The sequence below is a fragment of the Dactylosporangium siamense genome, from assembly GCF_016862795.1.
GTDB lineage: Bacteria > Actinomycetota > Actinomycetes > Mycobacteriales > Micromonosporaceae > Dactylosporangium > Dactylosporangium siamense.
This window is the reverse complement of record NZ_BONQ01000048.1, coordinates 1-17,927: the sequence shown is the minus strand read 5'-3', so window position 1 is coordinate 17,927 and position 17,927 is coordinate 1. Positions and strand designations below refer to the sequence as shown.

The window sequence follows — 17,927 nt, the reverse complement described above, 5'->3', positions numbered from 1 at the left end:
GGCGAGCGTGCGTAGTACGGCGGCCCGGTGCGGGCGGGCGAGGCACTGCTCCAAAGCAGGTGCATGAGCTGGCGGACGAGCCATTCCTGTCCTGCCTGGGCAAGACGCTCGGGATGGTGCATCAGGACCGCGTCGGTCAGTTCGGCCGGATCCGTCGGTACAGGCTCCGGCACAAGCCCGTACTCGCCGGCGCAGTGGCTGCCGTGCTGCGGAGGGCGGTGGCTCCGGCGGATACCACCCGCCACCGCGCCGAGCCCAAGCACCCGCTGAGCTCAAGGTGCCGAGCAGGCCGCTCTACGCGCACCCCGAGTCGCAGGTCGCCTACGAAATACGCCATGCGGGCAGACCGGTCCACGCCGAGATGGTGGTGGACAACACCCCGTGCGGCAGCCGGAAAGGACGACGTGGGAATGTTCACTGCCTGTGAATCGACGCTCGCAGACGTCATCCCCCAGGGTTCGTCGCTGACCATCTGGGCAACCATCGACGGGGGTCTGACGTTCTACCGGAAGGTCTACGTGGGCACTGGTAGGCTGGTCGCCTGATGGGATACGTGCTCACTGATGTCAATCTCGTCGCGACGACGCTCGCCGATCCGGACGCAGCGGTCGCCACGTTCCGATACGAGGTCGAATCCCCCCAGGTCCCCGGCGCCGGACAGATGTTCACCGTCGCGCCGGAAGGCGGCAGCGCCGAGCTGCGCATCGACATCGACGAGGAGGCCGATCGGGCCGCACTCGTCTGGCTGCCGGACGGCTCGTACGGCATCGAGCTCGCGGCCGCCGACGGGATCACCGTGTACTGGTTCACCGACGCGCGGCCCATCGAGGTCCCGGCCCAGTTCGCCCGGGTGAGCACGGCGACGGCGACGAACGCCGTCAGGGAGTACGTCGCGACCGGCCAGCGACCCACCTGCGTCCGGTGGAGCCTGGAACACGGGCCGTATCCCTTCCTCTGAGCAAGCCGGCCTCATCCCTCCGATCACTGCAACGAGGCGGGCAGACCGGTGGTCTCGGCGGCCTGGCTGGGCTACTCCTACTTCCCTTGCCGCAGTTGCGGTCGTCGCTGAAGGACTTCTCGGAAAAGGTCAGCTTCGAGTAGTAGTTCGGGTCGGCCGCGATTCCGTTGCCGTTGAGGAGTTCGGCGCACCACGTCGTCAAGGCAGCGAATTCGTGCATGATCGAATCCAGGTCGACTGGCAGCACGCTACGCACTGCCCCGGTACGGCGTCACGGCACGGGTCCGGTTCAGCAGCCGCATCCTCCGCCGCCACATCCGCAGCTCGCGCCGCCGCCGGCTGCGGGACCGGTCGACGGCATGGTGGGAATGAATCGGCCTATCTGGCGTGGTGGCAGGCAATGGCCTCAGAGGTCTCGCGCTCTACCAGCGGATCAGATGCGGCCGGAGCCCGTCACGCCACAGTTCTCGCCGTGGTCGCGATCCCCCGCCTCGGGCAGGTCGCAAGGATCGCGGTCAGCACCAACCACCCGTCAGCGTCTGGCTCGAGGCTCCGGCACATATGCAGCGGCGATGGGGCTGCGTACCGTCCAGCCGAGGGTGCGATACAACTCGCGGCCGTCGTCAGTGGCGACAAGCACCCCGGTGTGCATACCCCGTTCGCATGCATGATGGCTGAGACTGTGCATGATCGCGCGGCCCAAGCCGCGGCGGCGGTGTGCGGGCGATGTCGCTACCTGGTCAATGACCCCGACGTGGCCGGCGGCCGCCAGCCGACCGGAAGCTGCGATTTCGCCCGTGGCGTCGTCGGTGCAGGTGGCGATGGCGACGTCGCCGACGGTAGAGACTCGCGGGGTATACGGCACCGAGGGCGCGCTGGCGCTGGCGACTTCGGTGAACGAGGTTGTCATCAGGTAGCCGGTATCGGCCATCGCCCACGTGTCAGGAAGGGCACTTCCTAGATCGGCCTGGTCCGCCACGACCTTGATCCACGTTCCCGGCACGAGCTCCTGGCGACCCAGGTCGGCCAGTAGCTGGTGGTCAGGTGTCTGCAACACGTAGCGGATGCGATGACCGACAGCTCCCACGTCTATGCGCCAGCCACCGGCCACAGCCACTGGTGTCGGGACGCTGCGTGAGACAGCCCAGCCGTGGACCCAAGCGGTTACAAGACCCGGCAAATGAGCGAGGGTGCCGGTACGGCCCTCGTCGTCGTGATGGTGACCAGGCATCCGCATTCTCCCCCGGCGTACGACCGACAATTGACCTTGTTGCACATTAATGGCAACAAGGAGAGGCGAGTGGGCACGACCTCGTGGAACTTCCCCATGCATCCCGGTTGTGCACAGCACGCGGGTCCGGCGTCGCGTCGACGGTGTCCGAACTGCCGCGACCCAGTGCCACTGGGCGATGGGTCGGCGACGCGCAACCGACGAACGCGCAATCCGGGACCGGTAGACACGAGGCCGCAGCGACTCGTCGCGTTCGCGAGGAGTTCGGCCGCGGTCCGCCGCGCCACCTGGCGCTGCGGGACGGGCCGCATCTGCCTGCGTCGACTGCGTTGAGCCTGTCCGGTTCGCCGCCGTGTGTTGCGGAGCAGATCGTCGAGGCCAGCACAATGCCGTTCGACACATCGATTGACACGTCGGTACGCCGTCCGTAGCGTCCGGTGGCGAAACGTGACGGTCGACGGAAGCCGGTGCAAGCCCGGCGCGGTCGCGCCACTGTTACCACCGCAGGCGGTGGGAGTCAGACCCGGCGGCCGGTCACGACAACACTCGATGGGACGCGTATATCCCGCTGGAGGCTGCTTCATGGCGACCATTTCCGCGCTGCCCGCTCCGGGCACGGCACCCGCTCCGATCCCGTTCCGGCAGATCCTGCCGTGGGCGGTCTTCGGCGTCGTGCTCGCCGTCGTGCTGCTGTACTTCGTCGGCGCCGAGCAGGGCATCACCTCGGTCATCGCCGGTGAGACCGTGCACGAGTTCGTCCACGACGGCCGGCACCTGCTCGGCTTCCCTTGCCACTGAGAGGGATGCCGATCATGTTGAACGCCCGTACCCTGCTCATCCGCGGCATGCTCGTCGGCGTCGTCGCCGGCATCGCCGCGTTCGTCTTCGCCTACTTCTTCGGCGAGGGCCCGATCTCCGACGCGATCGCCTTCGAGGAGGCGCACGCCGCTCCGCTGCCCGCCGGTGAGCACGAGCACGAGCTCGTCAGCCGCGGCGTGCAGAGCACCATCGGCCTGCTCACCGCGTCGGTCGTCTACGGCATCGCGCTCGGCGGACTGTTCGCCATCACCGTCGCGATCGCTGCCGGCCGGATCGGGCAGCTCAGCGCCCGCGCCACGGCCGGGCTCGTCGCCCTCGCCGGGTTCGTCGGCGTGGCGCTCGTGCCGTTCCTGAAGTACCCGGCGAACCCGCCGGCGACCGGCAACCCCGACACCCTCGGGCAGCGGACCGGCCTGTACTTCCTGATGCTCGTCATCGGCGTCGCGGCCGTCATCGGTGTGGTCGTCGTCGCCCGGTCGCTGCAGCCGCGGCTCGGCACCTGGAACGCGGCGATCGCCGCGACCGTCGGCGCCGCCGTGGTGGTCGGTATCGCGATCGCGCTGCTGCCCTCGATCAACGAGGTGCCGGAGGGGTTCTCCCCGATCCTGCTGTGGCGTTTTCGGCTCGCGTCGCTCGGCACGCAGGCGGTCACCTGGGCAACGCTCGGGCTGCTGTTCGGCTACCTGACCGAGCGCAGCCAGCGCCCAGCGTCTGCGGCCACCGCGCAACCGGTCGCCGCCTGATCGACCCTGGTGGCCGGTCCTCGCGACCGGCCACCAGGGGCACGGCTCTCAGGACTCCAGTGCCGACTTGACCGCACAGTGCGCGCAGTCCGGTGTCGTCTCGCAGGTCGTGACGGTCTCGTCGAGCACGCGGCGAACGGCGTTCAGGCGCCGCAGCGCCGCGTTCAGCTGTTCACGCAGCCGCGAGAGCTGACTGGAGTGCGCGCCGTGCTGCCGTCGTGCCGCGGCGAGCCGTTCGTACTGCTCGGGTTCCAGCAGCACGAACTCCTGCCCGTCGATGGTGGCCCGGCGAGGCTCGAGGCGGTTCCTCATGGGGGAACATCTTTCTGGAAGGTCGCGGTGGCGTGGAAGTTGGCGCGTCGGGCGGCGCGGCGGAACGCGCCGAGCACCGCCGGGCCGGTGATCGCCACGAGGACCGCGGTGGTGACGGCGCGGCCGGTGTCCCAGCCCAGGGACGTGACGCTGAAGAACGTCAGGTACCGCTGCAGCTGGTCGAGCAGTGGCAGGCCGGGCTGGTAGGCGATGGAGCTGGTCGGGTCGAGGGAGAACGGCCAGAACGACAGGTTGAGCATGAACCCGAAGAAGTAGCCGCTGACCGCCGCGTAGCCCGCGAGGAGCGCGATCTCGGTCTTGCCGGTGGCGCGGGGCAGCAGCCCGGCGAACATGCCGACCCAGGCGCAGCCGAACATCTGGTACGGCATCCACGGCCCGACCCCGCCGGTCAGCAGCGCTGACGCGAACAGTGACGTGCAGCCCAGCGCGAACCCGAACCCGGGGCCGAACACGCGGCCGGCGAGGACCAGGACGAAGAACACGGTCTCGATCCCGGCGGTACCGGCGCCCAACGGCCGGAGGGCGGCGTTGATCGCGGACAGCACGCCCAGCATCGCGAGGGCCTTGGCGTCGATGCGGCCGTCGGCGACTTCGGCGAACACGACGGCGAGGACGAGGACGAGCAGGACCCCGAACATCAGCGGCGGCGTCTGGGTGGACCCGAACGCGCCCGGGGCGACGACGAACGGCCACAGGAACGCCACGAAGCCGAGGAACGACGCCATGCCGATCGCGGCGACGGCCCGGACCGGTATCCGGACGGCGGGTTTCATGCCAGTCCCGCCTCGACCTGGCCGACGGTGAGGTACGGCAGCGGCGCGAGGATCTTCGCGACCTGCGGCGCGAACGCCGGTGACGCGGTGAGCACCGCCGGGGCGGGTCCGTCGGTGACGATGTCGCCGTCGGCCATGACGACGACCCGGTCGGCGGCGCCGGTGGCGAACTCAACGTCGTGGGTGGCGACGACGATCGCGTGCCCGGCGGCAGCGAGCCGGTCGAGGGTGCCGGTGAGCGCGGCCTTCGCCTGGTAGTCCAGGCCGCGGGTGGGCTCGTCGAGCAGCACCACCCGCGGGGTGACGGCCAGCTGCACGGCCAGGACGAGCGCGAGCTGCTGCCCTGCCGACAGGTCCCGCGGGTGGGTGTCGTCGGCGATGCCGGGGGCGATCGTGTCGAGCAGGGCGCGGGCGGTGCCGGGGCTGGCGCCGTCGCGGTCGGCCTGGTCGAGTTCGCCGCGCACAGTGTCGTGGTAGAGCAGGTCGGTGGCGGTCTGCGGGACGAGCCCGACGAGCGTCCGGGCGCGCACGGCGCCGACCTTGCCTGGGTCGGTGCCGTCGACGTCGACGGTCCCGCCGTCGCGGCGGCCGGCGCCCTGCAACGCCCACAGCAGCGACGACTTCCCGGATCCGTTGCGGCCCATCAGCGCGGTGACCTCCCCCGCCCGCAGTTCCAGATCTGCCCCGCGGACCGCGACGACCGGCCCGTGCCGCACCACCACACCGGTCGCCCGCAGCACTCTTTTGGCAGTTGCGGCGTTGGTACGGTGTGCAGCCGGCGGGACCGAAGGCAGCCGCTCCCGCAGCGCCGACGCGTGCCGCCGAGCGTCGCGGACGGACAGCGGCAGCGGCGCCCACCCGGCGAGCCGGCCGAGGTGCACGATCGGCGGGGCGACCGTCGCGCCGGTGAGCAGCGTGGCCGGGTCGCCGTGCCGGGCGGTGCCGTCGCCCGGCAGGTGGATGACGCGGTCGGCGTAGGGCAGGACCCGTTCGAGGCGGTGCTCGGCGAGCACGACGGTGACGCCGAGGTCGTGGACGAGTTTGGTGATGGTGGCCAGGACGTCGTCGGCGCCGGTCGGGTCGAGCGCCGAGGTGGGCTCGTCGAGGACGAGGACGCGGGGGTGGGCGGTGAGGGCGGCGCCGATCGCGACCCGCTGCTGCTGCCCGCCGGACAGTTCGTGCAGGCCGCGGTGGCGCAGGTCGGCGAGGCCGAGCAGGTCCAGGGTCTCCTCGACGCGGGTCCGCATGACGCCGGGGTCGAGGGCGAGCTGCTCCATGCCGTAGGCGAGCTCTTCCTCGACGGTGTCGGTGACGAACCCGGCGGAAGGGTCCTGCCCGACGACGCCGACGAGGTCGGCGAGGTCGCGGGGTGGGTGGTGCGCGGTGTCCCGGCCGGCAACGGTGACCCGGCCGGTGAGGGTGCCACCGGTGAAGTGCGGGACCAGGCCGTTGATCGCACCGAGGAGGGTGGACTTGCCGGAGCCGGTATGCCCGATGACGAGGCACAGTTCGCCTTCGTCGATGCTCAGGTCGACGTCGTGGACGGTGGGGCGCTCGGCGCCGTCGTAGGCGATGCTGACCTGCTCGAATCTAATCATGATCCTGCTCCGGCGACGGCAGGCACCATCGGACGCGGCGCGGTCAGCGGCGGCGGTGAGGCGAACGCGGCGAACGCCGCCGCGAGGATGGCGGCGGCGGGCAGGATCGGCAGGCTCGGCCATTGCAGCGGGTACAGGCCGGGGTTCAGCTCGGCCGGGTCGTAGCCGGTGCCGGCGCTGAGCACGACGGCGGTCAGCACGCCGCAGCCGGCGACGACCCATTCCGGCCACCGCCACGGATCGGGCTGGTACCGGCTGCGCGACACGCGGCGCCCGCCGACGGCGAGCCCGGCGGCGCTGAGCACGACCCCGGCCGTGAACCCGGCGAGCCCGACAGGGCGGGGCACGCTCGGGTCGAGCAGCCCGTACACGCCGACGCACAAACCGGCCATGCCGGTCAGCATGAGCACGCCGGTGACCCTGCGGGAGGCGCGGGTGGCGGTGCCGGTGCGGCCGTAGCCGCGTGAGTCCATCGCCGCGGCCAGGCGCAGCGACCGGTCGAGGGCGTCGTGCAGCACCGGCAGCGCAATCGCCCGCAACGCCCGCACGCCTTTGGCCTTCCCCGCTCGCAGCCGCCGGGCGCGGGCGACGCGTCGGACGCTTTCGACGAGTTGCGGGGCGACGCTGAGCGCGACGGTGACGGCGACGCCCAGTTCGTACAGTGCGCCGGGCAGCACCCGCAGCGCGCGTTTCGGGTTGGCGAGGCTGTTCGCGGCGCCGATGCAGCACAGCAGGCACGCGAGGCGCAGCCCGTCGATGGTCGCGGACAGTGTCGCCTCGAGGGACACGGGTCCGCCGATCTGGATGCCGGCGTACCAGTCGGGGGTCGGCAGGTGCGGCAGCCGGAACAGGATGTGGTCTTCAGGTGTGATCCCGGAGGCGAACACGGACCGGAACACGACCCGGATGACGATGACGATGAGCGCCATGCCCAGGTAGTAGCGGAACGCCCGCGCCCACGGCGCGTCGGTGCGTCGAGCGGACACGACGAACCCGAGTACCGCGAAGATCAGCACGAGCAACAGCGGGTTGCTGGTGCGGCTGGCTGCGGTGGCGAGGGCAAGCGCCCACAGCCACCACGCCACCGGATGCAGCCCACGCGGCAGCCGGTCCGCCCTCAGCCGATCCAGCACGGTCACTGCGATGCGCCGCGCCGTCGCCGCCGCCACCCCACGGCTCCCCCGGCCACGGCGAGGACCAGCAGGACGCCGACGGTGATGAGCGTCGGGATACCCGACCCGGCGGAAGGCCGGTCGGCAACCGGGGTGGGGACCGCATCGACCACGCTCGGCCAGCCCATGTTGGGTGTGGTTGCAGCGTCGGTCCCGGATGCGCTCGGCGACGGCCCGGGTGGGCTGGTCACCGCCGTGGATGGGTCTGCGCCGGAACTTGTGCTGACGGTCGCCGGTGGCGATGCCCCGCCGGGCGCCGCGCCGGTCGGTGCCGGCGGTGGCGGTGGCGCGGCCGTGGTGATGGGTGCGGTGTTGCGGGCGCGGACGTTGTCGGGGCTGATGGTGGGCCGTCCCTGGGTGCCTTCGATGTTGGTCGCGCCGAAGATCCACAGGTCGACGCTGCCCGGTTTGGGTTTGTAGCTCATCGCGCCGAGCTGGCTGTAGACCCAGCTGTTCTGGCCGGGGTCGGCGTGCCAGTACGACCAGTACGCACTCGCCGGTGGGGTCAGGACGCACTTCTCGTCGGCGGCGGTCGGGTACTGGGTGCCGCCGTTGTGCCCGGAATAGCCGATCCGGCAGATGAACGCGGGTCCGTCGTGCTGGGTACCAGTGGTCTTCCAGCCACCCTGGTTGAGCAGCTGGTAGCCGGTGGTGGGGGTGGTGCCGCAGGAGCGCAGCAGCGGCCCGCCCCACCGGCTGAAGTCGACGGCGAGGATGACGCCGCTGCTGGTCGTGCACTGCCCGGTCGGTAGCGGATCCGCGACCGCTGCACCTGGCACGCCTGCCGCTGTGACAACAACCGTGATCACAGCTACGGCCGCGCCGAGACGACGGCTCATGACGGGTCGACGGTATTGGTGCCGACCGGATTCCGGCCGGTGCGGCGGCGGCTGACGGCAAGCAGGGCCACACCGGCAACGAGCAGGCCGATCGCCAGCCACACCATCGTGATGACCGACTGCCCGGTGACCGGCATCCCGACGGGTGTTCCGGGCGCCGCCGACGACGCAGACGCCGATGCCGACGCTGATGCGGTTGCCGAGGTGGAGGGTGACGGCGAGCCGGTGCCCGGGTCGGCGTGCACGTCGCGGAGCAGGACACCGAAGGAGATGCCGGTGGCGCCGCCGACGACCTGGGTGGAGGCGCGCACGTCGGAGCCCGGCTGGCCGCCGGCGGCGACGTTGAACCCGCCGTCGCTGTTCTGCTGCCCGGCAAGGAATGCGAGGGCCTTGGCGATCTGCGCGGTGTAGGTCGCGCGATGCAGTGCGAGGCCCTGGATGGCAAGGGCCGTCGAGTTGGTGGAGTCGCCGGCCGCACCGGGGAACCCGCCGTGCGCTTGCTGCTGCCCTGCGATCCAGGCGAGGGCCTTGTCGACGGCGGCGGTCGCGGCGGCATCGCCGGTCACCAGGGCGAGGGCCATCGCGGCCATCGCGGTGCTGTCGACGTCGCGGTCCTCGGCGGACACCGGCGGGATCAGGCTGGGGAACGAGCCGTCGGCCCGCTGCAGGCCCAGCAGGTACGTGATCGGTGCCGCGGCGTCGGAGCGCTGGCCGGCGCGCAGCTGGGCGATGACGCCGAGGGCCTGGGAGAACACCGATGCGGCGTTGCGGTAGTTGCCGGCGCCGACGCAGCCGAGGGTCGGGTCCGCCGCGGCGCAGGTGACGTCATGCAGCGCGGCGATCAGGTCGTGGCCGCCGAACGCGCGCGGGTCGTAGCCGGTGACCTGGGCGAGGACGGCGACCTTGCCGATCGCGCCGCCGGACGGGTAGTCGGTGCCGATGCTGAGCCAGCCGTCGACGCCGAACTCGCTGTCGCCGACCTTCCCGCCGCCTCGGATGAACTCGGTGATCGCGCGGAGCTTCGCGTCCTGCCCGCCGGTCGCGGCGAGCGCGAACGCGCCGTCGATGGACAGGCCGAAGTCCGGGAAATCCGGGAACGACTCGTAGTAGCGGCCGTCCACGAGCTGCGCTGGGGCGACCAGGTACGCAACGCCCTTGACCAGGTCCGGCGTCGGTCCTTGCGGCGGTTCGCCGCCGAGCGGGTGGGTGAGCGTGGCGAGGGTCTTCCCGGCGAGCGCGGTCGCGGCAAGGGATGTGGCGGCGAGATCGGACTCGGTCGCCGTCGCGTCGGGTGCGAGCCCACCGTCCGCGGCGATCCGTGCGGCGAGGAACCCGCGGGCGGCGGCTGCCGGCGTCGCGGCGGCCAGGACGGCGAGCGCCTCGGCGGCCGACGCGGTGGGTATGGTCTCCGGGCCGCCGGCGTCGGCGTAGGGCAGATAACCGCCGCCTGCCCGTTGCGTGCCGAGCAGGTACGCCTTGGCCGTGCCGATCTCGACGTCGTGGCCGCCGGCGGCGGAGAGCGCCTGGACGGCGATGCCGGTGCTGGCTGGGTCCGGGGTGCAGTCCGCGCCCGGGATAATGTGCGAGTCGGCGAACCCGCCGCCGGGGCACTGCAGGGTTAGCAGGCGTGCGACGGCGGCAGCGGGCGGGGTGACGCCGGCGCGGATGAGTGCGAGCAGTGCCGTCGCGTGCGTGACCGGGCTGTACGAGCCGGCGAAGTCACCGGCGGCGGTGCAGCCGGCATCGACGTCGGCCTTGTCGCAGACCCGGTCGGTGAGCACCTTCAGCAGGTCGAGCCCGCCGAATGCGCGCGGGTCACTACCGGTGACCGTGACGAGCAGCGCGAGCGCGGCGGCGTTGCCCTGGTGCGGGATGGTCTCGGTGCCGCCCAACGGGAAGACGGCGGCGTCCACGTGTACGGCGAGATAGGCGAGGATCTTCGTCAGGGCGGGATCCTGCCCGCCGGTCGCGGCGAGCGCGGTGGCGACCGCGATCGTGCGGGGGTAGTCGGTGCCGTCGTCGTAGAGGTAGTCGACGTGGTCACCGTCGATCAGCTGCCCGACCAGGTAGGCGCCCGCCGCGGCGACCTGCGCGGGGGTCGGCTGGGCACCGGGCTCGCCCGGACCGCCGGTGGGTGACGTCGACGGGCTCGGGGTCGGCCCGGTCGCCCGGACCGACGCGGGCGTGAAGGTCGGCGCGCCGGTGGATCCGCCGACGTCGGTGCCGCCGTACACCCACGCCTCGACCTCGCCGGGCTTCGGCACCTGCGACATCGCGCCGAGCTGGCTGTAGGTCCAGTGATCCTGCCCGGCGGGCGCGATCCAGTACGACCAGTACGCGTCAGCCGAAGGCGTGAGCGTGCACGGCTCGTCCGCGGGGACAGGCCGTTGAGTGCCGTCCTGGAAGCTGGCGTGCCCGACCCGGCAGATGAACCCGGGTCCGTCGTGCACGGTGCCGGCGGTGCTGAACCCGGCCTCGTGCAGCAGGTCGAGGCCGGTCGTCGGGGTCGCGTCGCAGCCGCGGACGACCGGACCGCCCCACGGGCCGAAGTCGACGGCGACGATCGCGCCGCTGCTCGGCGTACACGCCTCCAGGGGATCGGCACTGGCCGGGCTCGACGCGATGACGGCGCCCGCAGCGACCAGGAACACGGCAGCGGCAGCCGCTGCGATCCCTCGCAGGCTTCTCTTCGTGCGCATATGGGCGGCTCTTCCGGGGTGAGCGGCGTAAGCGCGGACCCCGACCTCGAGACCTGTCCCGGAAGCCGTGATGCCGCGCCGTGACCTCGACGACGCTGACGTGCTGCTATCCAGCCAGGTAATCCGACTCGTCCCACGGATGGGACCTACGGCTGCGGGCCAGCGCCGGACTTTGACCGGCTTCCCCTGACTGCTGGATCGCGCCCATCCGACCACACGATCGTCAGCCCCGTCAATGTCGGGTCGGTAACAGCGCGGTCATCGTCGATGCCATAGCGTCACGGACGTCATCGCGTGGGGGAACCCGGTTGGAGTCCGGGGCTGACGCGCAACGGTAAGGACCGGCAGGTCTCAAGCCCGAACACCCGCAGATGACGCACCACCGCGGAATCCGTCCCACGCGCCTTGGGCCCGGCCGCCTGCTCCGTGGCGCCAGGCTTCCGGCTTCGGGATTCGGTTCTTCGGATCGAGGCAGCGTCGTGCCCCGATTTCCGAAGGAGCACCATGCGTCACAGACCCATCATCATCGCTTTGGGCGTTGTCGCCGCCGTCCTCGCCACCGCCGTCCCGGCGCACGCGACGTCGACCCCGGCCCAGATCACGACCTCGAAGAACAACGGGGTCGCCTACCTCAAGACCCTGCAGGCCGCCGACGGCAGCTACGCCGGATCCGGGCTGTCCAACGAGTGGGCGTTCAGCGCCTTCGCCCCTGCCGGCACCCACCCCGTCGACGTCTACCCGGGCGGCGACACCAGCAAGAACGCCCGCAGCGTGTACCGCAACCTGCTGTCCGGCGGGTCGTGGCCGGGCGGCTCGCCGGTCGTCACCGACTACGAGCGGGCCGTGCTCAACGCGTACGCCGCCGGCATCGACCCGGCCCGGGTGTCCGCGGCCCGCAACCTGATCGCCGACGTCGTCGCCTACTGGCAGACCGCCTCCACCGGCTACTACGGCCCGCCCACGAACTTCAACGGCACCGTCTTCGCCACCCTCGCCCTCGCTGGCGCGAAAACCCAGGCCGGCGGCAACCGCGTCCCGCAGCGCCTGCTCGACGTCTCGGTCACCCGCATCCGCAACAACCAGCACAACGACGGCGGCTGGAACTACAGCCAGGCCGAAGGCAACGCCACCGAACTCGCCACGGCCAGCGACATCGACATGACCGGCGCCGCGATGGCCGCCCTCTGCTCCGCCGGCGTGCCGAACACCGACGCGGACGTCGTGCAGGCGAAGAACTTCCTCAAGGGCAAGCTCATCAACGCCTCCGGTGCGTTCAACTCCATGTTCGGCGCGAACACGGACTCCAACGGCTGGGCGGTGTCCGGGCTCAACGCCTGCGGCATCGCGAGCCAGGGCGCGGACTTCACCACCGCTGCCGGCAAGACCCCGATCGACTTCCTCCGCGCCCAGCAGGTCGCAGGGGGCGGCTTCAAGTACTTGCCGTCGGACACCGTCGCGTCCAGCTACGCGTCCATCGACGCGGTCCGCGCCCTCGCCGGCGGCGGGTTCACCGCCGCTCCCCCGACCCCGGTCACCGTCGGCGCCCCGAAATGGGTCGGCGCCGCCACCTTCACCAGCGGCACCGCGACCAAGGTAACCGTGATCGTCGACAACGGCACCACCGTCAAACCGTGCGCGGTCACGTTCACCCCGACCGCCACGACCACGACGCTCGGCAACATCCTCGACACGGCGATCACCGCCGCCACACCCACCGGGTGCGTCACCAGCGTCACCCCCAGCTCCGGCAGCGGCACCATCACCGCGGTCAACGGCCTCGCCAACGCCGGCGGCTCCACCTGGAAGGTGTCCGCCGACGGTGCCGCCCTCGCCGCCGCGACCCGCGCCACGACCGTCAACGTCGGCGACACCCTCTACGTCCGCTACGGCGCCTGACTCCTTTGAAAGGAACCTCATCGTGAAACCGTTGCGTACTCTGCTGTCCGGCGTGCTCGCCGCGGCCACACTGTCCACTGTGCTCACCGCCGCGCCTGCGGCCGCCGCACCGACGCTCAACCGCCCCGATGCCGCCGCCGGCTGGCTCGCCCGGCAACTCGTCGACGGCGAACGCTTCGAGGTCGTCTTCGACGGCGTCGCCTACCCCGACCAGGGCCTCACCATCGACGCGATCTTCGCGTTCGCCGCGGCCAGAACCGCCGGCACCAACGCCGCGAAGGCCACCACGTGGCTGGCTCGCCCCGAGGTCCTCACCGGCTACATCGGCGACGGCACCGAGGCGTACGCCGGCGCCACCGCCAAACTCGCCCTGGCCGTCCAGGTCCGCGGCGGCAACCCTTCCGCGTTCGGCGGCGTCGACCTGATCACCCGTCTGCGCGGGCTGCAGGCGCCGTCCGGCAGGTTCAGCGACCGGTCCGCGTTCGGCGACTACAGCAACGCCTTCACCCAGGCGTTCGCGCTGCTCGCCCTGGACCGCACCGCCGCCGGCGCGCCCGCGTCCGGTGCCGCGTTCCTGATCGGCACCCGCTGCGCCGACGGTGGCTTCCCGCTGTACTTCGGCCAAGCCACCTGCGTCAGCGACGTCGACGCCACCGCCCTCGCCGTCCAGGCGCTGCTCGCCACCGGCAACACCACTGCAGCGGCGCCCGCCGTCACCTGGTTGCTGTCCGTGCAGACCAGCGCGGGCGCGTTCGCCGACGGCAACGGCACCGTCAACGCCAACAGCACCGGCCTCGCCGCGCAGACGCTGCGGGTGGCCGGCAGGCCGGGCGCCTGGCTCAAGGCCCGCACCTTCCTGCTGAGCCTGCAGGTGCGCTGCCCCGGCCCGATCGCCGACCGCGGCGCCATCGCCTACACCACCACCGGCTTCGACCCCGCGACCGCGGTCCGCGCGACCGCACAGGCCGTCCCCGGGCTGACCGGTGCCGGCTTCGCCACCCTCACCGCCGCCGGCTCGCAGGCGCCGGCCCCGACCCTGGCGTGTGCCGCATGACCGCCCTCCGCCGCTGGCTGGCCCTCGCCGGCACGGCGATCGCCGCCACCGCCGTCCTCGTGTTCGCCGGCCCGGCACCGGCACACGCCGCCGCCTGCACACCGGCGGCCTCCGGGGTCACCGTCGTCGTCGACCTCACCCCGTTCGGCGGCTCCGTCCTGAAGAACTGCTACGCCGGCGACCCGCCGACCGGGCTCGCCGCGCTGACCGGCGCGGGGTACACCGTCACCGGCACACAACGCTGGGGGCTCGCCTTCATCTGCCGGATCAACGGCAAACCCACCGCCGCCACCGAACCCTGCGTCAACACGCCACCGGCGACGGCGTACTGGTCCTACTGGCACGGCACCCCCGGCGGCACCTGGACCTACAGCAGCCTCGGCGCGAGCAGCTACAACCCCGCCATCGGCACCGTCGAGGGCTGGGCCTTCGGCTCCGGCAGCCCACCCACTGTCGCACCGTGATCCACGGTCGGCGCCTGCATGCCCTGAGCAACCAGATCCAGCCTGACTGAGCGGGGTCCGCGCCCGTCGCCGATGCCTCGACAAGAGCACAAAGCCGGAGCTGCGATCAAGGACCGCAGCTCCGGCTCCGCGGATGCCCCGAGTTCTACTCACACCCTCGGCTACGGAGATCTCACGCAGCGGACGTTGCATCTGTTGCAACAGCTAATGTGGGATCTCATCGAAGATGTCGCCGCGCTGACGGCTGCGCTGGGCGTTCGCCGGTACTCAACGGTAGGCCGGGTTCACGGCCCGCCGCACACCGCGGGACGATAGTGGTAGCGTTACATCGAACATGATCGACTAATGTCCGGTCTCAGAAATCCTGTCGGATGACCATGTGGTGAGCTGGTTTGCGACAAGTAGATGGAGACGAACGAGGCGGTCTCGGCCCGGGCCGTTGCGTCAACAAGATACGACATGGCTCGATGTCCCAAGGATCATGTCATCGGTCGGTGCCCGTGAGCTGGACTTCGACAGGAACAGCGAGACTTGGGCGGTCAGGATTCTCGGTGATGTTGGCGGATTCGATGCACCAACCGGTGCCGGCGGATGACCATAACCGGTCCTACCCACAGGTCACCCGCCTGCGCAGCCGTGACCGTGAGTCACCATCTGGGCCGCACGTCGGCTTATAGCCTGAACCGGGCCGCACCGGATCGCGGCATGAGTGCGCACGTGATCAAGCACGCCAGATTCTTCGCAAGGGCCGGCGCGGTGGTATGGCAAGCAAGGCGATGTCGTGCGACGCACGTCGTGACGGGGAGTTCAGGCGATACCTGTAACGGCAACGACCTGGTTGAGCTTGCCCACGGATCTGATCGCGGATCTGACAAGGGGTTCAACACGTCCGTCGATCCCACAACGCATCGGCACCCGCATGTTGCCGATCGCCGTGTTCCGCGCGCCCGGCTGGCTGCCATGACGGCCGTCAGAACGGAGGTGCGTCGGGAGCGTCTGGTCCGTTCCCGTTCTCGTTGGACGGCGCCGGTTCTGGTGAGGGCCGGTTCCAGCAGGTGAGCAGCTCCCTCGCGCGGTCTCGGTGCCAGCTGTCGGCGGCGGTGTCCAGCAGTGCCTGCAGCCGGTGCGCCAGCTCGGCGCGGAAGCCGAGCAGGGACGGGTGATCGGTGAGGCGGCCGGCGGCGACGACGGCCGCAGCGCGAATGACCGGGTCACCGTCGTCTACGAACGAGGCGACGACCCGGAAGATCGTCGGTCGAGCGGCTCTCAGCGCGACGACGGCAGGCACATCCCGCAGATCGTCCCCGTACTTCATGGCCAGCGCCGCGACCTCGTCGCCGACGTCGTCGGCCATGTCACCGAGTTGGTCCAGCAGCACCGCCCGCAGCGGTCGGGGACCCACGACGCGACGGCGGCCGACAGTGCCCGGCATGGGCGCCGACGTGCGGGGATCGGGCAGGATCGCCGCGAGGTATACGGCGGCGGGAGCGGTGGCCGGGTAGATGGTGTTTTGATGGTGGATCCGCTCGAGGTGGCGCAGCGCCGCCGTACGAGCCGAGGGGTCGTCGTCGAGCAGTCGCAGAAGGACGGCGGGAAGCTCGGTCGCCGGCCCGGTGGCGTGCTCCAGTGTTGGCCAGTCTGTGTCGCTGAGCACAGTGCCCGCATCCGGCATCGCGCCCGCGTCATTGGGTTCGGAAAAGGGCGAAGCGGTTGGCACAGCAAGGACACTACGCGACGCCTCCGGCCGTCCCGGTCAAGGCGGCTGGGCACAATCAGACCGATGACGTCTGGATGTCGGCAAGCAGGATGGCTGCACCACCGGAGTTGGCTGCGCCAGGTCACAGAAACGCTACCGTCTCCACGCCGTGACAGCGGCAGATGAGCATGTGTTCAGAGGTGTCAGAGGCGCTCCACGCGGTCGGCCTGCTGGCCCCGGTCGCTCTGACGCACCGTGTACCGGACCTGGTCGCCCTGCTGCAGCGGTTCCGACCCGGCGACCACGGATACGTGGACGAACAGGTCGTCGCCTCCGGCGTCCGGGGTGATGAACCCGAACCCGCGGTCGCCGTCGTAACGTGCGACGACGCCGTGGCCCGCGCGTGCGGGCACGCCCCGTGACGGCGGCCTACTCCTGGCGGGTGGCGGCCCGGCCGGTGCCGGGCGTCGCGGTGGCGGCGCGGGCTCGGCCCCTCGGACCAGCTGCACGTCGCGGGCCTGCGGGCCCTTGTCGCTGCTGACCACCTCATACGCCACGCGGTCGCCCTCTGTCAGCCAGGTGAGGCCCTCGGCCAGGGACCGGGCGTGGACGAAGACGTCCCCGGCGCCCGAGTCGGGGGCGATGAAGCCGAAGCCCTTGTCCTCGTCGTACCAGGAGACGGTTCCGTCCGCCCTGTCGGCACCGCCTACCGTGGCGGACAGGCCGGCCCCAGGACCGAGCGGGATCACGTGCGCGGCCTGCGGGCCGCGCTCGCCCTCGACGACGACGAAGGCCACCCGCTGCCCGTCGCTGACCACACCGCCGGTCACGATGGCCGAGCTGTGCACGAAGATGTCGGGGCCGCCGCCGTCTGGCGATGCGAACCCGTACCCCTTGGTCGGCTCGTACCAGTTGACCGTGCCGAGCAGGCCCACGGCACCGCCAGCGGCCTGCTCGGCGGTGACGAGCACGCGCAGCGCCTGGGGACCGCGGTCGTTCTTGCCGGCCTCAAACTCGACGGCCTGGCCCTCACGGAGCACCTTCGAGCCGCCGTCCCCGACGATCTCGGAGGCGTGCACGAACACGTCTGGTGATCCGTCGTCAGGCGCGAGGAAGCCGAACCCCCGTTCGGCGTCGAACCAGCGGACGATCCCGTGCGGCATAGGAAAGCTCCAGGTCGTTAGAGAGCGGCATTGCTCCCAGTCTCGCTGACGTCGCCGTGCCCGGGACCACCGGGACCGGCCACGGTCAGTCGGTTGCAGGATGTCGTAGGCGGCCAGGACGCGGGTGGCGGTCGCGAACGACTCCGACCGGCTCGTCGCGCCGGCCCGCCCGCCGCGCGGCCGCTCGACGTGGCCGACGATGAGTTCGACTCCGTGGCCGAGCGCGTCGTTGCCTGGTGGGCCCGCTCAGCGCCGACGGTGACCGGTCCAGACGCGCCGACACCGTGCCCGGCATGCGGCGCTGACCCGGACCAGTCCACCGACCCCCAGAACACGCTGCTCAGCATCTGCTACTGCGGTCATCCCCGCTCCTACGACTACAAGCACCAGGACGAGACGTGCCCCTGCCCCATCGGCGCAACGTGACCAGCCCACGATAACCAACGGCGCATTGACAGCGGCATGAGCGCGCCAATCCCGGTGCGTCAC

General features: G+C 71.2%; 15 protein-coding genes, 3 pseudogenes and 2 riboswitches. Of the genes and pseudogenes, 7 read left to right on the top strand and 11 right to left on the bottom strand.

The features are described from left to right. Positions 1-544 precede the first annotated feature (544 nt). Entirely contained in the window at positions 545-958 is a 414-nt protein-coding gene (locus tag Dsi01nite_RS15315) for an Imm1 family immunity protein (RefSeq protein WP_203846806.1), read from the top strand. A 532-nt stretch (positions 959-1,490) separates the two neighbouring features. Here the strand turns inward: Dsi01nite_RS15315 and Dsi01nite_RS15310 are convergent. Next, entirely contained in the window at positions 1,491-2,015 is a 525-nt protein-coding gene (locus Dsi01nite_RS15310) for a GNAT family N-acetyltransferase (RefSeq protein WP_203846805.1), read from the bottom strand. Positions 2,016-2,771: 756 nt separating this feature from the next. On the opposite strand from Dsi01nite_RS15310, the gene Dsi01nite_RS15305 reads away from it, so the two are divergent. Together Dsi01nite_RS15305 and Dsi01nite_RS15300 are read left to right on the top strand one after the other, a co-directional pair. Continuing rightward, positions 2,772-2,987 (top strand): CbtB domain-containing protein, encoded by a 216-nt coding sequence (locus Dsi01nite_RS15305; protein WP_203846804.1) that lies wholly within the window; start codon positions 2,772-2,774, stop codon positions 2,985-2,987. Positions 2,988-3,001: 14 nt separating this feature from the next. Beyond that, positions 3,002-3,751, top strand: coding sequence for a CbtA family protein (locus Dsi01nite_RS15300; RefSeq protein ID WP_239135911.1), 750 nt, complete (start codon positions 3,002-3,004; stop codon positions 3,749-3,751). A 48-nt stretch (positions 3,752-3,799) separates the two neighbouring features. Here Dsi01nite_RS15300 and Dsi01nite_RS15295 read toward each other — a convergent pair whose 3' ends face one another. The 6 genes from Dsi01nite_RS15295 to Dsi01nite_RS15270 are packed head-to-tail and all read right to left on the bottom strand — an operon-like array spanning position 3,800 to position 11,165. Next, positions 3,800-4,063 carry a hypothetical protein gene (locus Dsi01nite_RS15295; protein ID WP_203846803.1) on the bottom strand — a complete coding sequence of 88 codons (264 nt, stop codon included), beginning with the start codon at positions 4,061-4,063 and terminating at the stop codon, positions 3,800-3,802. Continuing rightward, entirely contained in the window at positions 4,060-4,857 is a 798-nt protein-coding gene (locus Dsi01nite_RS15290; RefSeq protein WP_203846802.1) for an ECF transporter S component family protein, read from the bottom strand. Before Dsi01nite_RS15290 ends, Dsi01nite_RS15295 begins: the two co-directional genes overlap by 4 nt. Next, complete coding sequence (locus Dsi01nite_RS15285; protein ID WP_203846801.1) at positions 4,854-6,455, bottom strand: ABC transporter ATP-binding protein; 1,602 nt, start codon at positions 6,453-6,455, stop codon at positions 4,854-4,856. Before Dsi01nite_RS15285 ends, Dsi01nite_RS15290 begins: the two co-directional genes overlap by 4 nt. Beyond that, positions 6,452-7,588: a CbiQ family ECF transporter T component gene (locus Dsi01nite_RS15280; RefSeq protein WP_239135910.1), complete on the bottom strand. Its 1,137-nt coding sequence runs from the start codon at positions 7,586-7,588 to the stop codon at positions 6,452-6,454. Before Dsi01nite_RS15280 ends, Dsi01nite_RS15285 begins: the two co-directional genes overlap by 4 nt. A 2-nt stretch (positions 7,589-7,590) precedes the next feature. Beyond that, complete coding sequence (locus Dsi01nite_RS15275) at positions 7,591-8,406, bottom strand: hypothetical protein (RefSeq protein WP_203846800.1); 816 nt, start codon at positions 8,404-8,406, stop codon at positions 7,591-7,593. 56 nt (positions 8,407-8,462) lie between these two features. Continuing rightward, a complete protein-coding gene (locus Dsi01nite_RS15270; RefSeq protein ID WP_203846799.1) occupies positions 8,463-11,165 on the bottom strand; it encodes a prenyltransferase/squalene oxidase repeat-containing protein in 2,703 nt (900 codons plus the stop codon). Positions 11,166-11,261: 96 nt separating this feature from the next. Next, a riboswitch (cobalamin riboswitch) is annotated at positions 11,262-11,377 on the bottom strand. Positions 11,378-11,409: 32 nt separating this feature from the next. Next, positions 11,410-11,553, top strand: a riboswitch (cobalamin riboswitch). 116 nt (positions 11,554-11,669) lie between these two features. On the opposite strand from Dsi01nite_RS15270, the gene Dsi01nite_RS15265 reads away from it, so the two are divergent. From Dsi01nite_RS15265 to Dsi01nite_RS15255, 3 genes are read left to right on the top strand one after another with little or no spacing between them, the layout of a single operon-like run. Further along, positions 11,670-13,061 (top strand): prenyltransferase/squalene oxidase repeat-containing protein, encoded by a 1,392-nt coding sequence (locus tag Dsi01nite_RS15265; protein ID WP_203846798.1) that lies wholly within the window; start codon positions 11,670-11,672, stop codon positions 13,059-13,061. Positions 13,062-13,083: 22 nt separating this feature from the next. Next, complete coding sequence (locus Dsi01nite_RS15260) at positions 13,084-14,115, top strand: peptidase (protein WP_239135909.1); 1,032 nt, start codon at positions 13,084-13,086, stop codon at positions 14,113-14,115. Next, entirely contained in the window at positions 14,112-14,579 is a 468-nt protein-coding gene (locus tag Dsi01nite_RS15255) for an SCO2322-related protein (protein ID WP_203846797.1), read from the top strand. Before Dsi01nite_RS15260 ends, Dsi01nite_RS15255 begins: the two co-directional genes overlap by 4 nt. A gap of 970 nt (positions 14,580-15,549) precedes the next feature. Here Dsi01nite_RS15255 and Dsi01nite_RS15250 read toward each other — a convergent pair. The 4 genes and pseudogenes from Dsi01nite_RS15250 to Dsi01nite_RS15235 form a co-directional block, all read right to left on the bottom strand. Next, positions 15,550-16,233, bottom strand: coding sequence for a hypothetical protein (locus Dsi01nite_RS15250; protein WP_203846796.1), 684 nt, complete (start codon positions 16,231-16,233; stop codon positions 15,550-15,552). 245 nt (positions 16,234-16,478) lie between these two features. Further along, positions 16,479-16,952 (bottom strand): annotated as a pseudogene (locus Dsi01nite_RS57315) (cold-shock protein); the annotation flags it as partial. A gap of 60 nt (positions 16,953-17,012) precedes the next feature. Further along, a pseudogene (locus tag Dsi01nite_RS15240) lies at positions 17,013-17,204 on the bottom strand (cold-shock protein); the annotation flags it as partial. A gap of 39 nt (positions 17,205-17,243) precedes the next feature. After that, positions 17,244-17,438, bottom strand: a pseudogene (locus Dsi01nite_RS15235) (cold-shock protein); the annotation flags it as partial. Between the two features lie 93 nt (positions 17,439-17,531). Between Dsi01nite_RS15235 and Dsi01nite_RS15230 the strand changes: the two are divergent. Further along, positions 17,532-17,864, top strand: coding sequence for a hypothetical protein (locus Dsi01nite_RS15230; protein WP_203846795.1), 333 nt, complete (start codon positions 17,532-17,534; stop codon positions 17,862-17,864). The last annotated feature ends 63 nt before the right edge of the window (positions 17,865-17,927 follow it).